Here is a 23,812-nt window from a genome sequence, read left to right on the forward strand (position 1 = left end):
GTCATTCCCCGAGGAAGGCCTCGCGGTAGGTGTCGAGCGCCTGGCGCAGCGAGAGCTGGGGCTCGCGCAGGTAGCTCGACAGCTTCTTCACGCCGTAGTCGTCGTCGATGTAGTCCTCGACCCACTGGCTCTGCGTCAGCTCGACGTTGTCACTGCTGCAGGTGGCCGGGTCGAGCACCGCGCGCAAGGTGCGCGGCGAGGCGCCGTTGAAGCCCAGCACCAGCACCGGCAGGCCGGAGACCCGGGTGACGAACACCGCCACCTCGAAGTCGCCGCGCTTGAGGAAGCGCGACACCAGCTCCAGCCACAGCGTGGCCACGAAGGGCCGGTACAGCGGATCGTTCACCAGCGGCAGCACCAGGCCCTTGTCGAGCCGCACGCTGCCTTGCGCCAGCACCGGCTGCAGCAACATGCCCAGCGCCAGCAGGGTCTGGCGCATCGAGATGCGCTGGCCGGCCTGCTCCAGCATGGCTTCCACGCCGCCCAGGGTCTGCATCTCCAGGAAGTCGAGGAAGTTGGCCTGGTAGGCCCGCGGTACCACTTCCAGGTCGACCGAGGTGTGGGCCAGCTGCTGTTGCACCGCGGTCAGGTCATTGCTGTCGTGAGCCAGGCGGGTCGAGTTCTCGAAGCGCGTCCACAGCCGCGTCAGCGCGAGCGGGCTGCGGGCCATGAATTCGAGCGGCTCGTGCACTTCGAAGGTGCCGGCGGTGATGAAGGGAAAGCGGCGGCCGGAGCTGTCCTGGCTCGGCATCAGGTGGCCCGCCAGGCCCACCATGCTGCGCGAGCCGAGGAAGGCGAACTGCACCGGTGGCGCCGCGTCGTAGATGAGCTTCCAGCGCGGGTCGGTGGCCAGCAGCTCCATGGTCTGCGACAACCAGTGGTCCAGCGTCTGGACCAGCTGCGCGCTGTTGGAGCTGCGGATGAAGTCGCCGCGCGACGGCACCTTGCCGAAATACACCATGTTCACCGGGACGCTGGGCGAGTTCATTGGGCGCTCCCGAAGGTGGCGTTGGAAGAGGAGGCGGCGGCCGGCGTGCCGGCGGCGGCCGATTCGCCGGCGATCACGGCCGGCAGCGTGCCGCGCAGGGCCGGTCCCTGGGCCGTGGCACCGCCATTCGGCGCCGCCGTGGCGCCGGGCTGGCTGATGATCTTCAGGTGCACGGCCACCGGCAGGTTGTCGACCGTCCACTTCAGCTCGAAGGTGCTGGGGTCGAGCCGGCGGCGGGTGGCCGAGTTGACCATCTTCTCCAGCCCGAAGCGGCCAGGAAAGTTGATGAACTCCACCGTCTTGCCGTCAAAGGTCTGCCCGCTGATGCGCACGCCCGGCGCCCCCTGCGTGGACGGCCAGACGAAGTGGGTCCAGCTGGCCGCGGTGTTGCGGTAGCGCATGACCTGGCCATCGATCTCCACCGTGTATTCCGTCAGGCCGGGGGCGGCCTGCGGCAGCAGCTGGAAGACGGTCTGGTCGGCGCCGGCCGTGGTCGCGCCGCTGCTGCTGCTGCCACCGGCGCTCGCGCCCGACAGCGGCGCCACCCAGCCACCGAACTGCGTCGTGAACTCCGGCGCCAGGCGCACGCCCATGTCGGCCCAGGTGCGCGGGCGCAGGTGGTCGCCGGCGCGGTGGATCAGCGGGCCCAGGGTCTTCTCGGTGAACTTGGCGATCGAGCCGTCCGGGCCGAACACCTTGGCGATCTCGGCCGGCGAGGCCTCGATCGAGGTGTGGCGCGTGAAGGGGTACTTGGTGGCCAGGCCCTGCTGGAAGGGCTCGTAGACCTCCAGGCGCCAGACCCGGTTGATCTCGTTCTCCGCCGGGCGCACCACCACGCCATAGGCCTGCATCAGCGGCCTCACCAGCAGCGGCCGCAGCGACTGCTTGGCGGTGTCGCCCATGCCGACCAGCATCTGCTCGTCCACCAGGCGCAGCGCGTCGGCCAGCTCCGAGCCGTTGGCTTCCAGCGTCTGCTGCATCAGCTGGCGGCTGGCCGGCCCCGGGTCGCCCTGGTTCTTCATCTGGTTGAAGCGGGTGCGCACCTTGGACAGGGCGTCGAGGTAATGGCGGATCAGCGCCGGCTGGCCGTCCGGCGGCAGCATCACGCGGGCCAGGCCCGCGAACTCCTTGCCGATGGGGCCCATCGGGATGGTGCCGGTGCCAGTGCCGGGCTTGAGGTTGACGTTGACCTGCACCTGGGCCGGCGACTGGCGCAGGATGGTCTGCTTGAACCAGTCGACGAAGCCGCGCTGGCCCTGCTCCAGCTTCTGGTTCACCAGGGTCGGGTTGTCCCAGGAAGTCTCGTCGTAGAGCGCCTGCATCAGCCGGCCGATCGGCGAGCTGGCCGGGTCGCCAAGCCGGTTCATGCGCGCCACGGCCTGGTCGAAGTTGCCGAACTCCTGCACGCTGATGCCCTGCATGAACTTCTGCCACTCGCGCACGTACTCGGTCTTGTACATGTAGATGAGGGCTTTCTGGATCTGCTCGGGGCTGCCTTCCAGCGTGAGGTCGTCGACCACGGTGGTCTTGAGCACCCAGTCGTCGCTCTGCAGCTCCTTGTAGGCGGCGTCCTTGATGGCCTGCTCGATCTCCACGTCCCAGGCCTGCCGGGTGAAGGCGCCCGAGATGGCGTAGCTGCCGGCGATCACGTCCTTGTCCTGCTCGCCCACCAGGCGGGCCACCGTGACGGGCGGGAACCGGGTGGCGGCGCGTGCCTTGATCTCGGCATACACCCGCTCGCGGGCCGGCATGCCCTTGACCACGCGGCGCAGGTTCTCACGCGTCTGCTCGAGCAGGGCCAGGTTGTTCTGCACCACCGGGAACTCGGGGTCGCGCAGCTGGGTGACGGTGAAGGAGATCAGGCTCTCGGCGCTGCGGATCATCTGCTCGCGGGGCATCGAGCCACGGTTGGTTTCCAGCCAGCCGCGCCAGAAGCGGGTCAGCTGGTCGCTCAGGTGGCCGGCCTCGGCGCGGTTGCGGTCGCCCAGCATGATGTAGCTCTTCAGCGCGTTGTAGGCATCGGTGACATTGGACGCCGATGCGGCGCTGTAGTGCAGCGAGGTGGGCTGCGCCGTCAGGCTGGCCGGCTGCTGGAGCCGGGCTGGCTCGGCGCCCGGCGCGCTGGCCGCGGACGCCGGCTGCAGCTGCCCGGCGTTGGCGTTCACCTCGGCCAGGTAGGCCTCGATGCTGGCGGACACCGGTTGCAGCAGCACTTCCTGGATGCCGGCGAAGTACTCGCGCTTGAGCTGCTGCTCGATCGCCTTGCCCTGGTAGAGCCCCAGGCTCAAGGACCAGGGCCGCTCGTCGCGCAGCGACTGCAGCTGCACCAGGCGGTCACGCAGGACCTCGAGCGCCTCCAGGCGAGACTGCAGGTCGCTGCGGTTTTTCTGCAGGGTGACCACGTTCTCCAGGTCGGCCCGCACGTTCTCCACCAGCTGGCGGTTGCCGGCATAGGACCAGGTCCAGGCCGCCAGCGCGATGCCCAGCGCCGCCACGCCACCGAAGAAGGCGGCATAGCGCCAGCGCAGCTTGTCGCGGCTGTTGTACTGCTTGACCAGGTTGCGGTCGGCGAACACGACCTTGGAGAACAGGTCCTTGAGGAAGAAGCCGGTCTGCGAGTAGACCTCGGCGGTGGTGCCCGGCTGCAGCTGCAGCGCAAAGCGCTGCGCCACGCGCTCGCTGGAGCGGCTGGTGGAGGCACCTTGCTGCACCGCACTGGTGAAGTAGAAGCCGCGGAAGATGGGCCTGAACTGGAAGGGGTTCTCCTCGAACAGCGTCGTCAGGAACGTGCGCAGCACCGGCTTGAGCGAGGCGAACTCCAGCGGGAAGGTGAGGACCCCGGGCGGCAGCTTCTCGCCGCGGTGCAGCGACATGCGTGCCACCGACGACGCCTTCAGCCCTTCATAGAGTGCTTCGAAGTGGCGCTCGAACTGGCCCACCGCGTCGAGCTTGCCGTCGGCGTCGTAGGGCAGGGTGGCGCCCCAGGCGCGGTCGCGCTCGCCGCGGTCGCGGTCCTCGAAGAACTCGACGAAGCCGGCCACCAGGTCGGCCTTGGTGAAGACCACGTAGACCGGCGCGAACACCTCCAGCTGCTCGGTCAGCTCCTGCACCCGCTGGCGCAGCTGCTTGGCCAGCTGGATGGCGAACTCCGGCTTGTTGCCGGCCAGCTCCGGCAGGCTGGCCGCGATCATGATGCCGTTGATGGGCGCCTTGCTGCGGTGCTTCTTCAGCAGCGAGAGGAAACCGCGCCATTCCTCGCGGTCTTCCTCGTGCACCGAGTAGCGGCCGGCGGTGTCGAGCAGGATGCCTTCATTGGTGAAGAACCAGTCGCAATTGCGGGTGCCGCCGATGCCCTGGATGATGTTGCCGCTGTGGTCGGCGAAGGGAAAATGCAGGCCCGACTTGGCGATGGCCGAGCTCTTGCCGGCGGCCGGGTTGCCGATCACGATGTACCAGGGCAGCTCGTACAGCGCGGCGGTGCCCGAGGTCTGTCCCAGCCGGGAGGTCTTGATGGTGCGCACCGCCTCCTGCATGCGCTCGCGCAGCGCTTCGGTCTCGCCGCGCTCCTTGGCGGGGGCCGCCTTCACCGCGCGCTCGGCCTGCTCCTGCAGGGCCTGCTCCAGGCCCGCCGCGGCCTTCTGCGCACGGCGCCGCCGCACCCACCAGACCACCAGCCACACCAGCCCGAGGAGCAGCAGCGCCACCACGATCCAGAACAGCGCCAGCTCCAGTTCGTTGGCACCCAGCAGCAGGAAGGCCGCCAGGGCCAGGAAGCCGATCACCGAGAGGGTGCCGGGTCGCAGAAGGAAGTCCCAGAATCGTCGCATGGTCAGAACACAGGAAATCAGTGGACCGCGTTCAGGCGGCAGCCGGGCCGGCAGCGGCGGCGGGTCGATGGGCCGGGGCGAGCGCGAAGGCCGCGCGCTGGTGCGGATGCACCCCCGTCATCTCGAGGACGGGGCGGGGCTCGATCTCGTTGTGCGCGGTGGCCGGGGCCAGGCAGTCGAAACCGCCCGCCACACCGAGGTCGTCACGGGCCAGCCCGAGGAGCCGCGAGGGTGCGTCGGGCAGGTCGGCCCCGGGCAGCGGCGCCGGGCGGCTCCCCTTGCCGCCAGCGCGTGCGATGCGCTTGCCGTGCGCGTTCGTCAGGCCGGACGCATCGATCAACGTGCCGCCATGGCCAGTGATGTCCCCCATCACGATGAAGGGTCGTGCCATCTCGCTCTCCCTGTGCACCCGGCTTCTTTGAATGCGGTGCAGTCTATCCATGTTCTCGATACCCATGTCACTGGGGCCGGCCGGTCTTCGCGCCCGCCCGGCGCAGTTCCACGTGGCCATAGTCGCGCATCTTCCAGGTGCCGCCCCAGGTGAGGCCGACCCGCGCGGCCGCTTCGCCGTACAGCTGGTAGCCGCGCAGGGCCCAGGGGTCGCGCTCGCTGATCACCAGCTTGCCGTTGCGGTAGAAGGCGCAGTCGGCCGCCAGGCCGTACTGGTGGTAGCTCTGGAAGGCGCCGGCGTTGGTGACGTGCGGCCCCATCGCCGCCAGCATCGCCTGGCGCTCGGGGCTTCGATAGCCCTCCAGCAACGCCATGTCGTAGCCGTGCTCTTCCTTCATGATCCTGAAGACCAGCAGCAGGCGTTGGCGGAAGGCCGCATCCAGCGGGTCCCACTTGCGGTCTGCGGTGGCGAGCATCGGCCGCGCCTCCCGCACCTCCGCGGTGGTGAAGACCTCGGGCGGCAAGGGCGGTGGCGGCACCAGCTGCTCGCCGTCGAGCAACTGCGCGACCAGGCTGTCGCCGGCGTCGACCGCCTCCGCGAAGCCGGCCGGCTGATGGCGGTCGCGCACCAGGTACACCACGGCCGGTGGCAGCAGCACCAGGGCCAGCGCCGCAGTGCACAGGGGCCAGCGCCGCCTCAGCCAGGACCAGCCGGCCCCTGCAGCATGGCTGGCCTGCCGTGAGGTCCGCTTGCAGCGGCGGTGCCAGCGCGAGGTGGCGCCGAGCCAGGTCTGCCGCGTCAGCCCCGCCAGCGACACCAGGCGGGCTGCCACCCAGGCGCGTGGCTCCGGCAGGAACACCATGCCGAGCAGCCCGCACGCCAGCAAGAAATAAATCAGCACGGCCTGCAGCATGGCGGAGTAACCAAGGTTTTCCACACTGCGTGCCAACAGCCCGCGTCGATAGAATCGCCACCGCTCGCAGGCCCGGTCGACCGGCCGGCCAGCTTCCAGGGAGTCAGTGGCTTGAACCACAACACAACACCGCCCGAGTTCGGGCCCTCGACGCGACCGTCGCTGTTCGGCCCGGCGACGCAGGCGCCGGACCCGGCCACGGCGGGCAGCCACGAGCCGGTCAGGATCCTCTCCAGCATCGACAGCACCCACAAGCCGGCTCCCGGCGCGGGCACGCCCGCTGCACGACGCTCGCCGGTGATGCTGGCCCTCGGCGTCATGGCGCTTGCGGGTCTGCTGACGGTGGCATACCTGGCGTTCGGGAGCGGCAGGCAGGCACCCGCAGACATCGCTCGCGGGTCGCCCGCAGCGCCGGCGCTGGCCGCTGCGAGTGCGGCTTCAGCACCGGCGACAGCTGCTGCAAGCACCGGCCCTGCCGAAGCGCCGCAGGCGGCGCGCATCGAGAATGTCGTCGTCGCGGCGGCGCCGGTGCCACAGGCCGCAGGGCCGGCCGCTTCGGTGCCGGCCGCTAAGGCGTCCGGCGAGAACCATCCCTTTGACTCGCTGGCCGAGCGCAAGTCGGAGACCGTTGCCGTTGCCGCGCCGGCACGCCGCGCCACCGCGGCCCGGCACACCGAGCATTCCACCGCCGTGGCGAGCGCGCCGGCGGCAGTCTCGAAAGCTCGCACCACCCCCGCCGCCGGCTCGAAGATCGACGCCGACATCGACCTGCTGGAGGCCATGGTGTCGCACCTCTCCGGACGCCGGCCCGGGCAGCGCACCGGTGCGCCGGCTGCGGGGGCCGCGGACCAGGGCCGCGACGTGGTGACGCAGCAGGATCCGCCGCTGTCCACCGCCGAGCTGGTGCGCCGCTGCATGACGCTGGGCTGGCTCGAATCGCAGCTGTGCCGCACGCGCATCTGCGACGGGCAGTGGGGCCGCGATGCCGCCTGCCCGGCACGCCGGCAGGACGACGACCTGCTGCGCTGAGCCACCGCTGCCTGCCCACAGGCGCCGTGCCGGTGCCGGGGCGCCCTGCGGCGCGCAGGCAGCCGCGGCATGGCCGGGGAACGGCAAGGCATCATGATCGAAGCGCGTTTTCTCAGGGCAGGGTGATGGTGAGGTGGGCCGCCTTTGGGGGCAGCTTGATCAGCTCCTGGTAGGCCGACAGTTCTTGGCGCGTGCTGCGGTCCAGCGCCAGGCGCAGGCCGATGAAGGCGAACAGTCCCAGCAGGGCGAAGACCGAGCCAATGACCCACAGCGGCACCTCGTTCTTCAAGGTGTGCCGCACTTGGTCGGGCGGTGCCCAGTGAGGCGCGAAGCCGGCGCGCTGGCCCTTGAGGTGGGCGATCTCGTCGCCCAGGCGGGCTGTCAGGTAGTTGAGCTTCTCGCTGCCTTCGAGCAGGTACCTCCCCTGGAAGCCCAGCAGCAGGCACATGTGGAAGACCTCCAGCGTCTGCACCCGCGCCGCCCCCTGCCGGCGCAGCTCTTCCAGCCGCTCGAAGAAGTTCTCGCCGGCCAGTTGCTCGCCGAAGAACTGCAGCTGCAGCGGCTGGCGCTCCCAGGCATCGCGCACCTTGAACTGCGACATCAGCACCGCTTCGTCCACCAGCGCGCAGAAGGCGTACTTCGCCAGGTAGACGTCTTCGGCGGGCGCCTTCAGCCGATCGGCACCGCGCTCGAATTCCTTGAGGAAGTCCTTGACCCGTTCGCGAAAGCTGTCGGCGTCCAGCGGCGCATGCTTGTTCTTCAGCAGGAAGAGCATGTAGAAGCCGTCGTACATCAGGTCGAGCAGCGAGCGGGCCTCGATGGCTGCGCCGCCGGCGGCACGTGCCGGCGCCGTGCTGCCCTGGGCGAACAGCGAGGGCGGCAGGGTGGCGTTGTGGTTCATGAGTTGACCGCGATCAATTCAAGCTTGAGGTCCGACCAGCCCTGCGGCACGTAGATCGAAATCGCCTGGGCCTGCATCATGCGTTCGAAAAGCGCGCCTCGCGGCTCGATCACGAAGTAGTAGCTGCCGGGTCGCACCGGGATGGCGGCCGGCACCTGCGGCGCATGCGTGAGGCGCACGCCCGGCATGGCCGACAACACCAGCTTGTCGACGTCCTCCGGGGCGCCGAGCTTGAAGCGCATCGGCACCGCCTCCACCAGCTCGGCCGGGGGCATCGATGCGGTCACGCCCAGGTAGAGGCCGGTGGACGGCGTCACCTGTTCCGAATCGAGGCGGCCCAGGTGGAAGGATGGCTTGGTCTCGGTCAGTGCGATGGAGAAGTAGCGCGTCGAGATGACGGTTTCGAGCAGCTCGCGGATGATGTGGTCCAGCCGCAAGAAGGCCGGGCCCGGGTTGCCATGGTCGTAAGCCGGCAGGTCGGCCAGCGTGAAGCCCTTGGAGAAGGTCAGCAGCGCGCCGGCCAGCTCCAGCAGGCCCTGGAACAGGCGCTCGGGATGCAGCCCGGGGTGGCGCATCAGGTGCGACAGCGAGGCGAAGCTGGAGCTGGCGGTGTGCAGCAGCCAGAACGAGGCCACGTCGCCGGAGCGGAACTCGATGATGTTCTTCGACGGCTCGCGGTGGAAGCCGTAGAGGGCGTCGACCTTGGCCTGCAGCACGTCCAGCAGGCGCCGCAGCATCAGGTGCAGGGCCGGCACCGACTGGATGGACACGCAGGGCGGCACGAAGCGCCCGTCGGCCTCGAAGCCACCGGTGGAGGTGCGGCGCACACGCAGCGCCGGCAGGCTGACGAGGTGGTCGCGCGGTTCATGGTCGGCCAGCAGGCGTACCGACTTCTTCAGCAATGCCACCTCGGCGTCGACCGCTTCGGTGTACCAGTCGCCAGCGGCTTCGTTGCGCTGGTAGTAGCGCACGCTGGTGTCGGCCGCCTGCTGCGGCCCGACAAAGTTGCTGCCGACGCTGCGCAGCGGCGCCATCGCCAGGTGGAAGACCACTTCGGTGCCGGCACTGCCGAGCGATTCGAGCGACAGCGGCGGCGGCAGCTCGTCTTCCGCCGGAGCGCTGTACAGCTCGCCGTCGGGGAAGACCACCTGCAGTTCCAGCAGGCGCAGCACGCCGGCCTGCAGCGCATCGGTATCGAGCCTCAGGTGGCGCACGCCCCAGGCGTAAGGATGCAGTACACGTGCGAACTGGGCCAGGCGCCATTCGTGGTAGGCATCCTGGCGCTGGAAGTGCTGGGGCCGCAGGAACAGGCCTTCGCCCCAAAGAAGCTTTGCTGAATGGATCAAGATCTCTCTCTCGCTGGCGGGCGGCGCATCGCCTCCCGAATCAAGGGCACATGCCCGGGCTCATCGCCGCGACACTGCTTGCTGCATTGACGGGCATGCCGATCGACACGCTCAGACTGCAGGCGTGGGCACCGATCGTGATGCCGGTCTTCTGGGCCGCCTCGGCGGCGAAGGCGTACTTCCAGCGCTGCGTGGCCGGCGCGCGGAACAGCGCCACCACGCCGATGTAGTTCGCCTCGCGGGCCACCTTGTCCTGTACTTCGTAGCGTTGGCCGGGCACCAGTTGCAGGTCGCGCACCTCGACCACGTCCTCGCCCAGGTGCTCTTTCTCTCGCGCGGGATTGCCGAAGGCCTCGTAGGGCATGTTCAGGAAGGCGTCCGCGCTCTTCAGCTTGTACACGCGCGCCACCAGCGACAAGGAGTGCCCGGCGGTATCCACGTTGAGCGAATCGCTGGCATGGATGCGCAGGTCGACGCGGCGGGCGGGCAGGGCGCTCTCAGGCAGCTCCGGCACGGCCGGCTTCTTCAGGCCGGTGGCCTCGAGGGCCTTGTCCTTCAGGCTGCCGACTGCTTCGGCGGCCTTGCTGGCGGTCTCGCAACCCCCCAGCAGCAACGGGCTCGCAAGCAGGAGGGCCAGCGTGAGCAGCCGAGCGTTGTGTCCCGTGCTTGTTGACGGCATGAAGCGACCTTCCCGATCCACTTTTCGTTGTTCGCAAGAGGCGATTGGCGCGGCAGTGTAGCGGTGGCCCCTGCATCACGCACCCCCTCCATTTGAGCGATGTGCGTGACCGCCAGTAGCAACGGGCAATTGCAGGTAACACACCCAAAGAGGGGGGTGCGACTCGTTCGTGATGTGGGTTCTAATCCGCTGCGTTCGGGATGACATGGGCGATGTTTCCTGCTCCCGACAGGCCGGTCAAGCCGGCCCGCACTATTCGTAAACGGGAGGGGGGTCTCCTTTGCAAGACCGACTTAAATCTCGACGCCACACCGTGGCGGCGCTGCTTCTGGCCGGCCTTTTGGGCGCTTGCAGTACGGCGCCCAGGACGGACAAGGCGCCGGTGGTCGACCTTCAGCAAACACTGAACGAAGCAGCCGCTGCCCAGCAGCGTGGCGATATCGCGAAGTCCCTGTCGCTGCTGAGCGAAGCGGCCCGTGCCCATCCCGCCAGCAAGCAACCCTGGCTGCGCACGGCGCAGGTGCAGTTCGATGCCATGAACTATGGCGCGGCCATCGTGGCCTCTCAGGAAGTGCTGCAGCGAGACACCGCCGACCTCACTGCGCGCAGCATCATCGCCGTCAGCGGCCTGCGCGCCTCGGCTGCGGCGCTGGCCCACTTGCGGCAAATGAACTCGGTGAACGGCTCCACCCGCGTGGAGGCCGAAGGCCTGGCACGCACCATCCGCGAGGCCATCGGCGAGCCGGTGCTGCTGCCGCCGCAGTCGGCCCGCGCCACCACCGCCGGCCCGAGTGGCAGTGCCAGACGCGCGGTCACCCGCACCGCTCCGTCGGCCGCTGCCACGCCGCCCGCTGCTGCCGAAAAGGCGGCCCCGGGCCAGCCCTCCCCGAGCTCCGGAGGGCGCAACCCTTTCGGCGCCCTGCAATGAATCCGACCTGAAGGAATACCAACATGCCCAAGAAAGAAAGTGTCCAGAAGCGGCTCGAGAAGGTCCGCCCCCCGCGCGTGCAACTGACCTATGACGTCGAGATCGGCGATGCCATCGAGCAGAAGGAGCTCCCTTTCGTCGTCGGCGTGATGGGTGACTTCACCGGCCAGCCGAATCCCGACAAGCCGCAGCCGCGCTTGAAGGACCGCAAGTTCGTCAACGTCGACCTCGACAACTTCGACGAAGTGATGTCCGGCCTCTCGCCCACCGCCAGCTACCGCGTCAAGAACGAGCTGAGCCCCGAAGGCGGCGAGTTCGCGGTCAACCTCGAGTTCAAGAAGCTCGAGGACTTCCGCCCTGAATCGGTGGTGGAACAGGTCGAGCCGCTGCGCAAGCTGATGGAAGCGCGCACCAAGCTGGCCGACCTGCGCAACAAGATGGCCGGCAACGAGAAGCTCGAAGACCTGCTGGGCGAGGTGCTGAGCAACACCGAGCGCCTGCAGCAGCTGGGCGCCGAAACGCAGGCCAAGGACAAGGACAAGGAGTAAGCCATGAGTGCGCAAGTCGCAGCACAAGTCGCCGCGCCGCAGGCGCTGGACGGTGAGAGCAGCCTGCTCGACCAGATCGTCGGGCAGAGCAAGGTCGCTCGTTCGGCCACCGAGCATGAGCGTGCCAAGGACATCATCGGCGAGCTGGTGAAGGAAGTGCTGCAAGGCACGGTGGTCGTCTCCGAGAACCTGTCGGCCACCCTCGATGCGCGGGTGGCCGAGCTCGACGCCTTGATCTCCAAGCAGCTGAGCGCGGTGATGCACGCGCAGCCGTTCCAGAAGCTGGAGTCCTCGTGGCGTGGCCTGCACTACCTGTGCAAGCAGACCTCGACCAACTCCATGATGAAGATCAAGGTGCTCAACGCCACGAAGAAGGACCTGGTGAAGGACTTCAACACGGCGATCGACTTCGACCAGAGCGCCCTGTTCAAGAAGGTCTACGAGGAAGAGTTCGGCACCTTCGGTGGATCGCCCTTCGGCGCGCTGATCGGCGACTACGACATCAGCCGCCAGCCGGAAGACATCTACTTCGTCGAGCAGATGTCGCATGTCGCGGCCGCGGCGCATGCACCCTTCATCTCGGCGGCCTCGCCCGAGCTGTTCGGCCTCGACTCGTACACCGAGCTGGGCAAGCCGCGCGACCTGTCGAAGGTGTTCGACACGGTCGAGTACGCCAAGTGGAAGTCGTTCCGGGAGTCCGAGGACTCGCGCTACGTGGGCCTGACGCTGCCGCGCTTCCTTGGCCGCCTGCCGTACAACCCGAAGGACGGCACCACCGTCGAGGGCTTCAACTTCGTCGAGGACGTCGACGGCAGCGACCACAGCAGCTACCTGTGGGTGAACACCGCCTATGCGATGGGCGCGCGCCTGACCGCCGCCTTCGAGAACTACGGCTGGTGCGCGGCGATCCGTGGCGTCGAGGGCGGTGGCCTGGTGGAGGACCTGCCGACCCACACCTTCAAGACCGATGACGGCGAAGTCGCCCTCAAGTGCCCGACGGAGATCTCCATCACCGACCGGCGCGAGAAGGAGCTCAGCGACCTCGGCTTCATCCCGCTGGTGCATTGCAAGAACACCGACTACGCCGCCTTCTTCGGCGCGCAGTCGACGCAGAAGCCGAAGAAGTACGACCTGGACTCGGCCAACGCCAACGCTGCGCTGTCGGCTCAGCTGCAGTACATGTTCGCCGTCTGCCGCATCGCGCACTACATGAAGGCGATGATGCGCGACAAGATCGGCAGCTTCGCTTCCGCCGCGAACGTCGAGGAGTTCCTGAACCGCTGGATCTCGCAATACGTGACCTCGGACGATTCGGCTTCGCAGGCGACCAAGGCCCAGCATCCGCTGCGTGATGCCTCCGTTCAGGTGTCCGAAGTACCGGGCCGCCCGGGTGTCTACCGTGCGGTCTCGTTTGTTCGTCCTCATTTCCAGCTGGACGAACTGTCTGTGTCCTTGCGTCTGGTGGCTGAACTGCCGTCTGGCAGCAAGGGCTGATCACTACCATCAGCAATAGCGGAGGTTCATTAAATAATGGCAAAAGACATCTACGTCGATTTCAAGAGCAGCGACATCAAGGGTGACTCGCGCGACAAGGTCCACAAGGACACCGTCGAGGTGTACTCGTGGAGCCACCTGGTTCGCCAGCCGAAGTCTGCGACGTCTTCCACGGCTGGTGGCCACTCCTCGGAGCGCTGCGAGCACGGTGAGATGGTGTTCACGAAGGACATCGATGGCGCCACGCCCAAGCTGCTGCAAGCTTGCTCGGCCGGCACCGTCATCAATGACGTCGTGATCTCCTTCTACCGCGCCCACGGTGGCAAGAACAACGTTGGCGACCCGGGTGCGCAGAACCTGCGCCACCTGTACATGCAGGTCGAGCTGAAGAACGTGGTGGTGTCGTCCGTCGCCCCGACCGTCTCGAGCGAAGGCCTGCCCAGCGAGACCTTCACGCTGAAGTATTCGTCGGTGCAGTGGATGTACGACGAGCTCAACGTCAACGGTGACAAGGGTGCCCGCCAGAAGATCAAGGGCGCCTGGAACCTGGCGAACAACACGCCGACCTTCGGCTGATCGCCCCGCCTTTCGAGGCAAGGAAAGGCGGACTCGTCCGCCTTTTTTTTCGATGTTTTCGTGTGCTGCAGCCGCTGCCATGTCGCGCTACAACCCAAGCCTGTTCGAGAAACTGCTGGATGACGAGCCGGAGGTGCCCTCCGAGTACGCGGTCGTGCAGATGTCCATCGAGCAGATGAAAGACAGCGTGGCCCGCGATGTGGAGGCCTTGCTGAACACCCGTTGTGGCGTGTCCGACGACACCTTGCAGCCTTACGAGCATTGCAGGTCCTCCATCCTGTCGTTCGGGATGATCGACTTCGCCGGCCTGAGCCTGGCCAATCCCCGGGACCGGGATCACATCTGCCGCTCCATCGAGACAGCCATCCGGGCCCATGAGCCGCGGCTGCGCGAAGCGCGGGTGGTGCTCGAGCTCAAGGGTGAAGGCCGCCACAAGCTGCATTTCTCCATCCATGCCCTGCTGGTCGTCGACCTCGCCCGTGAGCCGGTGAGCTTCGACGCCATGCTCCAACCCACCACTCAGCAGTACTCCGTCCGCCGGGCGCGCCGCGCGCCGACGACGGCGTGAGAGGTCGCCTATGGATGAACTGCTTCCCCACTACGAACGAGAGCTGGCCTTCCTGCGCAGCCATGCGAAGGACTTCGCCGCCCGCTATCCCAAGATCGCCGGTCGTCTGATGATGGCGGGCGACGTGTCGGAGGATCCGCACGTCGAGCGCCTGATCGAGTCCTTCGCGCTGCTGGCCTCGCGGGTGCACAAGCGGCTCGATGACGACTTCCCGCTGTTCACCGAGACGCTGCTGGAAGTGCTCTACCCGCACTACCTGCGGCCCTTCCCGTCCTGCTCGATTGCGCAGTTCAACCTCGCCAGCAATGCTGGGCAGATGAGCTCGGCCGGCCGCATCGAGCGGCATTCGGTGCTCAGCAGCCGGCCGGTGCGCGGCGTGGCTTGCAAGTTCCGCACCGCCTACGACGTGGAACTGGTGCCGGTGCGGCTGGCCAGTGCCGGCTTTCGCATGGCGGTGGCAGCGCCCGAGGGCACCCGCGTGCCGGCCAAGGCCACCTCGGTGCTGTCGCTGCAGTTCGAGCTGCAGTCGCCACAGTTCAGTTTCAACGCCATGCTGGGCCAGACACTGCGCATCTACCTCGACGGCGAAGCCTCGCAGGTGAGCGTGTTGCGCGAGGCGCTGTGTGCCCGGGTGGTGGGCATGATGGCCCAGACCACGGCGCATGGCCCCTGGAGCGGCCCGTACCGGGAGCCGATCACCCTGGCCGGCTTTGACGATGACCAGGCGCTGATCGACTTCGACGCCCGCTCGCACCAGGCCTACCGCCTGCTCACCGAGTACTTTGCCTTTCCCGAGAAGTTCAACTTCGTCGACCTGCCGCTGCCGGCGGCCATCGGCACGGTGGGCAGCGCCCGCACGCTGACGCTGCACCTGATGCTGTCCGGCGTGCGCTCCGACAGTGACGAAGCTCGCCTGCTGGAGACCGTCGGCGCGCAGAACTTCCAGCTCGGCTGCACCCCGGTGGTGAACCTGTTCGAGCAGAACGCCGACCCCATTCGCGTCACGCACACCGGCGCGGCCTATCCCTTGCTGACCGACAGCCGGCGGGCGTATGCCTACGAGGTGTCCGCGGTGAAGAAAGTGTTTCGCGTGGCGCAAACGCCGCACGGCGAGACGATCGAGGAGTTCCGCCCCTTCTATTCGCTGCGTCACGACGACCTCGGCCGCGACGGCGGCGCCGCCACCGGCGGGCGCTACTGGTATACCCACCGCGACGCGGTGGTGGCCGAGCACAGTCCCGGCTACGAGCTCGAGCTGTCCATCGTGGATGTCGACTTCAACCCGGTGGCGCCGCAGACCGACACCTTGTCGATCGAGGTGGCCGCCACCAACCGCGACCTGCCCACGCTGCTGTCGATCGGCAACGCCGGGGGCGACCTGTTCCTGGAAGGCGGCAGCCTGGCGCGCGACATCCGCCTGATGCGCAAGCCCACCCAGCCGCACCGCTTCGAGCGCGGGCGGGGCGCCTTGTGGCGGCTGATCTCCCACCTGTCGCTCAACCATCTGTCGTTGACCGGAGGCGGGCTCGATGCACTGAAGGAAATGCTGCGCCTCTATGACCTGCCGCGAGGTGCGGTGAACCAACGCCAGATCGACGGCATCGTCGCGATCGACTATCGACCGGCCACCGCCTGGCTGCAGGGCAACCCCTTCGCCACCTTCGTGCGCGGCAGCGAGGTGCGGTTGACGGTGGACGAGGAAAGCTATGTCGGCACCGGACTGCGCCTGTTCGCTGCCTTGCTCGACCACTTTTTTGCCTTGTACGTGCATGCCAACAGCTTCACGCAGCTGACGCTCGTGTCCTCGCGCACGCAGGAAGAGATCTTCAAATGCCCGCCTCGCAACGGCGATCTGTTGTTGGTGTAGTCGATCGGCTGCTGGCCGATCCGCACCGCTTCCAGTTCTTCCAGGCCGTGCGGCTGCTGGAGCGCTGGTTCATCCTGCAGCAGGCGGACCCCGCCACGCGGCGCTACCCGGGCCCGCGCCTGCAATTCCGCAATTCGGTCTCGCTGTCCTTCCCGGCCAGCGAGATCGAGCAGATGCAGGTGCTGCTGCGCGAGTCCGCGGACGGCGTTCCCGGCGGCCACCCGCAGGCCGGGCCGGCCGGGCTCGACATTGACCGCATCGAGATCACGCCGGCCTTCATGGGCCTGCTGGGCAGCAACGGCACCTTGCCGCTGTACTACACCGAGACGCTGTCGCGGCGAGAGCTGTTCCACAAGGACAAGGCGGCGCGGGCCTTCTTCGACATCTTCCATCACCGGGCGGTGACGCTGTTCTACCAGGCGTGGAAGAAGCACCGCCTGGCGCTGCAGTACGAGAACGACCGCCGCAACCGCTTCCTGCCGGCCGTGCTGGCCCTGGGCGGGCTCGGGCAGCCCGCGCTGCGCGATCGCCTGGCCGGCGACGGCGACGGTGTGCAGGACGAGTCGCTGGCCTATTTCGCCGGTACCTTGCAGCAGCGGCCGGTGTCGGCCGGGCAGCTCCGGCAGGTGCTGGCCCAGTATTTCAACGTGCCGGTGCGGGTGGAGCAGTTCATCGGGCGCTGGTACACGCTGCCGCCCGGTGCCACCACGCTGCTGGGCAGCCACAACGGCGTGCTTGGCCAGAGCGCGGTGATGGGCGAGCGGGTGTGGCAGCGCGACCTGAGGCTGCGCATCGTGCTGGGCGCGCTCGACGGTCGTGCCTTCCAGCGTTTCCTGCCCGGCGCGCCGGGCGCTCGTGCGCTGGAGAAGCTGCTGACCCTGCTGACCGGCGTCAGCCTTGAATACGAAGTGCGCCTGAGCCTGCGCAAGCAAGACGTCGCCGGCATCACGCTGGCCGACCCGCCCGCCGGCGCCGCTTCCGGCGGGGCGCTGGGCCGCCTCGGCTGGGATGCCTTTCTGCAGACCGGCCCCTCGCAGCGCGATCGAGACGATGTGAGCTACCAGATCCACGCCTCGGCCTGAGCGCCGTCTGTGTCCCGTCCTTTCCTGTGCCTGCCTGCCCCGACAACTGCCCCGACAACTGCCCCGACCACCGCACCGACCTCGCATCCGCCCCCGCCAGCCGGCATCGCGCCACCGCAGCGCGCGCCCCAGCCGCCCGGGCCCACCCACGCAACGCCAAGCCTCCATGTCGACCCAACTCAAGACGCTGATCTCCAAGCTGAACACCACCACCCGGCGTGCTGCCGAACGTGCGGCCGCCCTCTGCGTGTCGCGCGGGCACTACGAAGTGGACCTGGAGCACCTGTTCCTGGCGCTGCTCGAGGATCCGCGCTCGGACGTGGCGCTGCTGTGCCGCCGCTACGACGTCTCGCCGACCGAGCTGCAGGGCGACCTCGACCGCGAACTGGCGCAGTTCAAGACCGGCAATACCCGCACGCCGGTGTTCTCCGCGCATCTGCCGGTGCTGTTCGAGCATGGCTGGCTGATTGCATCGCTGGAGTCGCACACGATGCGTGTGCGCAGTGGCCACTTGTTGCTGGCCCTGCTGACCGAGCCCGCCCTGAGCCAGATCGCCGCGCGTGCCTCACGCCTGTTCGCTCGCTTTCCGCAGGACGAACTGAAACACCGCCTGGCCGAGCTGACGCCCGGCTCCGACGAGACGGTGGACGCGGCCGCCAGTACCCGCCCCGAGGCGGACGGGGCGCCTGCGGACGACAGCTCGCCAGCGGCGACCCGCCCGGCCGGCAAGACACCGGCACTCGACCAGTTCACCACCAACCTGACACAGCGCGCCCGTGACGGCAAGGTGGACCCGGTGATTGGCCGTGACGCCGAGATCCGCCAGATGATCGACATCCTGATGCGCCGACGCCAGAACAACCCGATCATCACCGGCGAGCCGGGGGTGGGCAAGACCGCGCTGGTCGAAGGCCTGGCACTGCGCATCGCACAGGACGACGTGCCGCCGCCGCTGCGCGGTGTGGCGCTGCACGTGCTGGACATGGGCCTGCTGCAGGCCGGTGCCTCGGTGAAGGGCGAATTCGAGAGCCGGCTGAAGAACGTCATCGACGAGGTCAAGCGCAGCCCGCATCCCATCATCCTCTTCATCGACGAAGCGCACACGATGATCGGCGCCGGCGGCCAGCCCGGCCAGAACGACGCGGCCAACCTGCTCAAGCCGGCGCTCGCGCGCGGCGAGCTGCGCACCATCGCGGCCACCACCTGGGGCGAGTACAAGAAGTACTTCGAGAAGGACGCCGCGCTGGCACGGCGCTTCCAGGTGGTGAAGGTGGACGAGCCGAGCGAGCCGGTGGCCGCTGCCATGCTGCGCGCCATGGGGCCCCTGATGGAGAAGCACTTCGGCGTGCGCATCTTCGAAGAGGCCATCACCGAGGCGGTGCGCTTGTCGCATCGCTACATCACCGGCCGCCAGCTGCCGGACAAGGCCATCAGCGTGCTGGACACCGCTTGTGCCAAGGTGGCCCTGGGCCAGAGCTCGACCCCGGCGGCCATCGAGGACGGGCGGCGCCAGCTGGAGCAGATCGCGCTGGAGACGGCGGCGCTGGAGCGCGAGTCGGCGCTGGGCGCAACCCACCTGGTGCGCTTGCAGGAGCTGCGCAGCCAGCGGCAGGCCGTGCAGGACCGGTTGGGCAGCGATGAAGCCCGCTGGGAACAGGAGAAGGCGCTGGTGCAGGAGATCGTGGCACTGCGTAGCCGCCTGGAGCAGTCACCGCCGGCCCTTCCCGTGCCGGTCGAGGCCACGGCCAAGCCGAGGAGGAAGGCCAGTGCCGCCTCGCCGGTGCCGCCCGAGTTGGCCGCCAAGCTGGCGCAGCTGGCCGCCCTGCAGGGCGAGAGCCCGCTGGTGCCCATGCAGGTGGATGCCCATGTGGTGGCCGAGATCGTCGCCGCCTGGACCGGCATTCCGCTCGGCAAGATGGTGAAGGACGAGATCAAGACCGTGCTGCGCCTGCAGCCGGCGCTGCAGGCCCGCGTGATCGGGCAGGACCATGCCCTGCAGGCGGTGGCGCAGCGCGTGCGCACCGCCCGGGCCCAGCTGGAGGACCCGAACAAGCCCAAGGGCGTGTTCCTCTTCGTCGGCCCGAGCGGCGTGGGCAAGACCGAGACGGCGCTGGCGCTGGCCGACATCCTCTACGGCGGCGAGCGCAACGTCATCACCATCAACATGAGCGAGTACCAGGAGGCCCACACCGTCTCCGGCCTGAAGGGCTCGCCCCCGGGCTACGTGGGCTATGGCGAAGGCGGCGTGTTGACCGAGGCGGTGCGGCGCAAGCCCTACAGCGTGGTGCTGCTGGACGAGATCGAGAAGGCCCACCCCGATGTCCTGGAGCTGTTCTTCCAGGTCTTCGACAAGGGGGTGATGGACGATGCCGAAGGCCGCGAGATCGACTTCCGCAACACCATCATCATCTTGACGAGCAACGTCGGCTCCTCCCAGATCATGCAGGCCTGCCTCAACAAGCCGGCCGGTGAGGTGCCCGGCGCCGAGGCCCTGGCCGAGCTGCTGCGCCCGACGCTGTACAAGGCCTTCAAGCCGGCCTTCCTGGGCCGCATGAAGGTGGTGCCCTATTACCCGTTGTCGGACGACATGCTGGAGCGCATCATCCGCCTCAAGCTCGACCGGGTGGCACAGCGGGTGGCGGCCAACCACAAGGCGAAGTTCGAGTACGACGAGGCGCTGGTCGAGGCCGTGCTGGCTCGCTGCACCGAGGTCGACACCGGTGCCCGCAATGTGGACCACATCCTCAACGGCACCTTGCTGCCCGAGATCGCCGAGGCCGTGCTGGGCCGCATGGCCGAAGGCGAGCCGCTCGCCAAGATCAAGGTGGGGGCCGGCAAGGACGGCGGTTTCAAGTACAAGGTGAGCTGAACGCCGGCGGGCAGTCCTGCTGCTCCGCCCTCGCCGGGCGGGGGCAGCAGGACGGAACCCGTCGGGGGCGCACGTCCGGGCCATCGTCCTGGTTGCCGATGCTCCATGCGGTCCTGGCCGGCTTCCGGCAGCGGGAGCGCCGGCTGCGCTCGCACCCGCCGCTGGAGCGGCAGGTGATCCTGAGGCCACAGGTGCGGCTGGCTGGGCGGCTCGACAGGGCGAGTCGACCGTCCCCGGCGGACCGAGGCCGGCTTCGGTTCGCAGTTGGCCGCGCCGGGCGCAAAGGGCCATCCGGCGCCGGGCTTTTGCTGCGCCAGCCGGCGCCGCCGGAAATGCTCCCCCAGGCGAGCCGCAGCGGGTTGCGGCCCTTCCGCGGCCACCTCACCGGGCTCACGTTGCCCGTCCAGCTTGCCGGGTTCAACTGGCCGGGGCCGATGGCGAGCGGGCCCGCGACAGGGCGGCGCTGGAGCGCTGGTTTGCCTTCCTGGCACACCCGCAGGACAGCCGCCCCTTTGCCTGGCGGCGCCACGCCCCGCTCGTGCGCTACCTCGGACCGGGGGCCGCACTGAAGGCCGGCGCACCCGGCACGGCGAGCAGGGCCGGGCGGCGCCGGCGGGCAGCAGGGCAGCCTGGGTGGCGGGGCCTTCCGGTTGCGGCCGGTCCCCCAGCCAGTACGGGGTGCCGGCCCCTGCCCGACGAGAACCGCTGCCCGCATGGCAGGCCTTCGCCATGGCTGCACCGATGTTCCGCAGTGCCAAGCACACCTTCGTCTGCACCGGAATCCCTTGCGACCGCGCTCGTTTCCCCCGAAGTAGGCGGAGACGAGAAAGACGCATCTCAGCACAATAGCGCCGCAGGACAATGCGCCGGACGCCCCTGGCCGTCGGTCGATCTTCCGCCGTGCCACGCGGTGTCCCGGTCGCCCGGGCCGGGCGGTGCCGCCCGACCGCCATCACCATTCGCCGCAGTTGACATGCGGCCACACAAGCCGCCTCCGAGCGGCACTGCCTGAGGGAGTTGCCCATCATGAAACATTCGCTCGGCCCACTGCGGGCCCTGGCGCTGTGCGCCGTCGTGCTGCTCACCGGCTGCGATTCGCTGGGCGGTTGCGAATCCAGGTCCAACACCGAGGCCGTCGTCAACCTGCTCAAGCACAACCTGCGGCAGGACGCGATGTTCCAGGCCATGGGCTACAGCGGCTTCGACGCCCACCTGCGGCTGCGCAGCCAGCGCGAGCCGAGCGCCGTCAGCGACCTGATGCTGCGCGGCATGGAGGACGAGCAGCCGGCCGGCAAGTTGTTCAAGCGCACCGACATCCGCCTGGTCGACATCAAGACCGTCGAGCAGGATGGCAAGAAGGTGTGCAGCTGCAAGGTCCGCGTCGCACCCACGGACGGCCGCACCGATCCGGAGGCGAAGGCCGAGTTCGCGGTGAACTACACCTACACCGATGAAGAAGTGCGGCTGCAGGAGCCGCACGAAGTACATTCCTTCATTCGCTTCATGACGCTGATGCTGATGATGGACCGCCGCGCCGATGCCGCGGAAGCGGCAGCCTCGTCGCCGCAGGCCGCCTCGGCCCCGGCCGCCGATGCGGCCGCCAGCACCACCGACACGGCGGGCGCCGCCAGCGCGGCGGGCAGCGCCTCCGCGCCCTGAGCGGCTTCGCGATGATCCGCCTCGCCATGCCAGCCTTGGTCGTGGCGCCGGGGCCCGCAGGCGGCCGGCGGCGCCCGCTCCCCGAAACAGGGGCCCCGGTGACGCTCCACACCACCTGTCTGGGCGATGTCGCCGCGGCTGCCTGGGCGATAAGCTGCGCGCCGGGTAAGGGAAACGATCAATGAGACACAAGATCCTCTCCGTGGCGCTGGTGCTTGCGCTGCTGCTCGGCCTTGCGGGGGCGCCGCACGGCGGCCTCACCCTGGCCGGGGTGGCGCTGCTGCTGTACGGCATCGTCGCCATGGTGCGTTCCGCGGCGAAGCCGGCGGTGGCACCTCGCCGGCGCCCGGTGGCGTCCTTCGCCGGGCGCAGCCACGCCAGCGGTCGCAGCAGCCACGACGACGACAGTGAACGCGGCGCCACCGCCGCCTTCGCGGGCGCCGCCACCTTCGACGACCCGGCGGATGCGTCGGGCAGCGCCTGCCTGGCGGCTGACCAGGGCAGCTACGGCGACAGCAGCGGCAGCAGCTCCGACTCCGGCAGCGACAGCTGTTCTTCCTCGTCCTCCGACTCCGGGTCGTCCTCCAGCGACTGAACGCCGTGCGCCGTGATCGCCCGTGCCGCCGGCGCTCGGCGGCGGCACTCGAAACACCGGGTTTCTGACAGTGTTGGCTCTTGCAGGGGAGGCCTATAAGAAGGCTCCCCCCTCACGAGGAGTCAACACCATGAAACGCCTGAAGTCGGTCCCGTGGTTGCTTGGGTTCGCCTTGTCCGCCGGCGTGCTGTCGGCCGCCGCGCTCGCCGCGGTGGAAGAGGATTTCCCGACGCTGATGAAGCGCCTGATCCAGGAGAAGCCCCGGTTCGCCAAGCGCCAGCAAGACCTGCTGGCCCAGCGCTATGACCTGGCCGACCGCCCGGCACCCGGCGTCACCATGTCGCGTGGCAAGCCGGTGCAGCAGGGCGTGCGGGTGCGCTTGCCGGCCGGCACCACCTGGGATCAGCTCGCCGCGATGACGCCCGAGGACATCAAGCGCCGCAAGCTGTGGCCGGCCGGCTTCCTGCCGCTGCCGCATCCCCACCATGAGGCGGGCGGCATGGTGTTTCCGCGGCCGCAGATCGATGAAATGCGCCGCCAGACGGGCCGCGACCTGACCCGCTTCGACCTCGACTTCGACCTGCCGCAGCACCTCTTGCCCGAGTTTCCGGCGCCCATCTTCCTGACCACCCGCAAGGACCTGGGCGATGTCTCGCAGGGGCAGCTGGTCACGCTCGACAACTTCGAGTCGCTGTTCAAGGACATCCTGAATCCCAAGCAGCTCGAAGGCCTGCGGCTGCTGCTGACGCCCTTCCCGCAGCAGCAGTTCAACCTGACGCACGACCGCCGCAGCGAGCGTCCCCACACCGGCGTGGCTTGTCTCGATTGCCATGCCAACGGCCACACCAACGCGGCCACCCACACGGTCGGCGACATCCGGCCCAACGAGCACCGCCGCCGCATCGACACACCGACCCTGCGTGGCCTCAACATCCAGCGCCTGTTCGGCTCGCAGCGGGCGCTGAAGACGGTGGAAGACTTCACCGAGTTCGAACAGCGTGCGGCCTACTTCGACGGCGACCCGGTGGCCGCGCAACGCAAGGGGGTCAATGTGCTCGAGCGGGGCAGCCAGGTCCACTTCATGGCCGAGTTCCAGGCCTTGCTCGACTTTCCGCCTGCGCCCAAGCTCAACCTCTACGGCAAGCTCGACGAAGCCAAGGCGACGCAGGCGGAGGTGCGGGGCCAGAAGCTGTTCTTTGGCAAGGCCACCTGCGCCACCTGCCACACCCCGCCGTACTACACCGACAACCTGATGCACGACCTGCGGGTCGAGCGCTTCTACGACGAGACCACGATCAACGGTCGCCGCGCCTCGACCGATGGGCCGATCAAGACCTTCCCGCTGCGCGGCCTGAAGGACTCGCCGCCCTACCTGCACGACGACCGCCTGATGACGCTGGAAGACAGCGTGGAGTTCTTCAACCTGGTGCTCGGCGTGCAGCTCACGGCCGAGGAAAAGCAGGACCTGGTGGCCTTCCTGCGCACGCTCTGAGGCGGGACGCGCGGCGCGCTGCGGGGCGCCCGCGGAGGGGGCGGCGCTGGCGCAGGGCGT

The 23,812-nt window shown here is 68.5% G+C and carries 19 protein-coding genes; 12 read left to right on the plus strand and 7 right to left on the minus strand.

Annotated features, from left to right (window positions below; translation table 11 throughout):
- Position 1: 1 nt before the first annotated feature.
- The 4 genes from tagF to N7L95_RS23820 form a co-directional block, all read right to left on the minus strand.
- Positions 2 to 988 (minus strand): type VI secretion system-associated protein TagF, encoded by a 987-nt coding sequence (gene tagF, locus N7L95_RS23805; protein WP_301257718.1) that lies wholly within the window; start codon positions 986 to 988, stop codon positions 2 to 4.
- Positions 985 to 4,815 (minus strand): type VI secretion system membrane subunit TssM, encoded by a 3,831-nt coding sequence (gene tssM / locus N7L95_RS23810; protein ID WP_301257719.1) that lies wholly within the window; start codon positions 4,813 to 4,815, stop codon positions 985 to 987. Before tssM ends, tagF begins: the two co-directional genes overlap by 4 nt.
- Before the next feature lie 31 nt (positions 4,816 to 4,846).
- Positions 4,847 to 5,206, minus strand: a complete 360-nt coding sequence (locus N7L95_RS23815; RefSeq protein ID WP_301257720.1) for a PAAR domain-containing protein — start codon at positions 5,204 to 5,206, stop codon at positions 4,847 to 4,849.
- A gap of 67 nt (positions 5,207 to 5,273) precedes the next feature.
- Positions 5,274 to 6,119, minus strand: coding sequence for a M15 family metallopeptidase (locus N7L95_RS23820; RefSeq protein WP_435870112.1), 846 nt, complete (start codon positions 6,117 to 6,119; stop codon positions 5,274 to 5,276).
- Between the two features lie 111 nt (positions 6,120 to 6,230).
- Here N7L95_RS23820 and N7L95_RS23825 point away from each other — a divergent pair, with 111 nt between their 5' ends.
- Complete coding sequence (locus N7L95_RS23825; RefSeq protein WP_301257722.1) at positions 6,231 to 7,148, plus strand: hypothetical protein; 918 nt, start codon at positions 6,231 to 6,233, stop codon at positions 7,146 to 7,148.
- 112 nt (positions 7,149 to 7,260) lie between these two features.
- Here the strand turns inward: N7L95_RS23825 and icmH are convergent, their stop codons facing one another.
- From icmH to tssJ, 3 genes are read right to left on the minus strand one after another with little or no spacing between them, the layout of a single operon-like run.
- Positions 7,261 to 8,049, minus strand: a complete 789-nt coding sequence (gene icmH / locus N7L95_RS23830) for a type IVB secretion system protein IcmH/DotU (protein ID WP_301257723.1) — start codon at positions 8,047 to 8,049, stop codon at positions 7,261 to 7,263.
- Positions 8,046 to 9,395, minus strand: coding sequence for a type VI secretion system baseplate subunit TssK (gene tssK / locus N7L95_RS23835; RefSeq protein WP_301257724.1), 1,350 nt, complete (start codon positions 9,393 to 9,395; stop codon positions 8,046 to 8,048). Before tssK ends, icmH begins: the two co-directional genes overlap by 4 nt.
- Before the next feature lie 40 nt (positions 9,396 to 9,435).
- Positions 9,436 to 10,074 carry a type VI secretion system lipoprotein TssJ gene (tssJ, locus tag N7L95_RS23840; RefSeq protein ID WP_301257725.1) on the minus strand — a complete coding sequence of 213 codons (639 nt, stop codon included), beginning with the start codon at positions 10,072 to 10,074 and terminating at the stop codon, positions 9,436 to 9,438.
- 382 nt (positions 10,075 to 10,456) lie between these two features.
- Here tssJ and N7L95_RS23845 point away from each other — a divergent pair, with 382 nt between their 5' ends.
- The 11 genes from N7L95_RS23845 to N7L95_RS23895 all read left to right on the plus strand — a co-directional run bounded on the left by N7L95_RS23845 (position 10,457) and on the right by N7L95_RS23895 (position 23,752).
- Positions 10,457 to 11,002 (plus strand): hypothetical protein, encoded by a 546-nt coding sequence (locus N7L95_RS23845; protein ID WP_301257726.1) that lies wholly within the window; start codon positions 10,457 to 10,459, stop codon positions 11,000 to 11,002.
- Positions 11,003 to 11,025: 23 nt separating this feature from the next.
- Complete coding sequence (gene tssB / locus N7L95_RS23850) at positions 11,026 to 11,550, plus strand: type VI secretion system contractile sheath small subunit (RefSeq protein WP_301257727.1); 525 nt, start codon at positions 11,026 to 11,028, stop codon at positions 11,548 to 11,550.
- A 3-nt stretch (positions 11,551 to 11,553) separates the two neighbouring features.
- Positions 11,554 to 13,044 (plus strand): type VI secretion system contractile sheath large subunit, encoded by a 1,491-nt coding sequence (gene tssC, locus N7L95_RS23855; protein WP_301257728.1) that lies wholly within the window; start codon positions 11,554 to 11,556, stop codon positions 13,042 to 13,044.
- Positions 13,045 to 13,080: 36 nt separating this feature from the next.
- On the plus strand, positions 13,081 to 13,620 hold the full coding sequence (locus N7L95_RS23860; RefSeq protein WP_301257729.1) for an Hcp family type VI secretion system effector: 540 nt from the start codon (positions 13,081 to 13,083) through the stop codon (positions 13,618 to 13,620).
- Positions 13,621 to 13,699: 79 nt separating this feature from the next.
- Positions 13,700 to 14,188, plus strand: coding sequence for a type VI secretion system baseplate subunit TssE (gene tssE, locus N7L95_RS23865; protein ID WP_301257730.1), 489 nt, complete (start codon positions 13,700 to 13,702; stop codon positions 14,186 to 14,188).
- 10 nt (positions 14,189 to 14,198) lie between these two features.
- A complete protein-coding gene (tssF, locus tag N7L95_RS23870; protein ID WP_301257731.1) occupies positions 14,199 to 16,055 on the plus strand; it encodes a type VI secretion system baseplate subunit TssF in 1,857 nt (618 codons plus the stop codon).
- Complete coding sequence (gene tssG / locus N7L95_RS23875) at positions 16,019 to 17,137, plus strand: type VI secretion system baseplate subunit TssG (protein WP_301257732.1); 1,119 nt, start codon at positions 16,019 to 16,021, stop codon at positions 17,135 to 17,137. Before tssF ends, tssG begins: the two co-directional genes overlap by 37 nt.
- A 166-nt stretch (positions 17,138 to 17,303) precedes the next feature.
- Positions 17,304 to 20,006, plus strand: coding sequence for a type VI secretion system ATPase TssH (gene tssH / locus N7L95_RS23880; protein WP_301257733.1), 2,703 nt, complete (start codon positions 17,304 to 17,306; stop codon positions 20,004 to 20,006).
- A 1,026-nt stretch (positions 20,007 to 21,032) separates the two neighbouring features.
- Entirely contained in the window at positions 21,033 to 21,665 is a 633-nt protein-coding gene (locus tag N7L95_RS23885; RefSeq protein WP_301257734.1) for a hypothetical protein, read from the plus strand.
- A 181-nt stretch (positions 21,666 to 21,846) separates the two neighbouring features.
- Positions 21,847 to 22,260 (plus strand): hypothetical protein, encoded by a 414-nt coding sequence (locus N7L95_RS23890; protein ID WP_301257735.1) that lies wholly within the window; start codon positions 21,847 to 21,849, stop codon positions 22,258 to 22,260.
- Between the two features lie 130 nt (positions 22,261 to 22,390).
- The gene (locus N7L95_RS23895; RefSeq protein ID WP_301257736.1) at positions 22,391 to 23,752 is read left to right on the plus strand and encodes a hypothetical protein; all 1,362 of its coding nucleotides are present in this window, start codon (positions 22,391 to 22,393) and stop codon (positions 23,750 to 23,752) included.
- Positions 23,753 to 23,812 lie beyond the last annotated feature (60 nt).

Source organism: Eleftheria terrae (assembly GCF_030419005.1).
Classification (GTDB): domain Bacteria; phylum Pseudomonadota; class Gammaproteobacteria; order Burkholderiales; family Burkholderiaceae_C; genus Caldimonas; species Caldimonas terrae.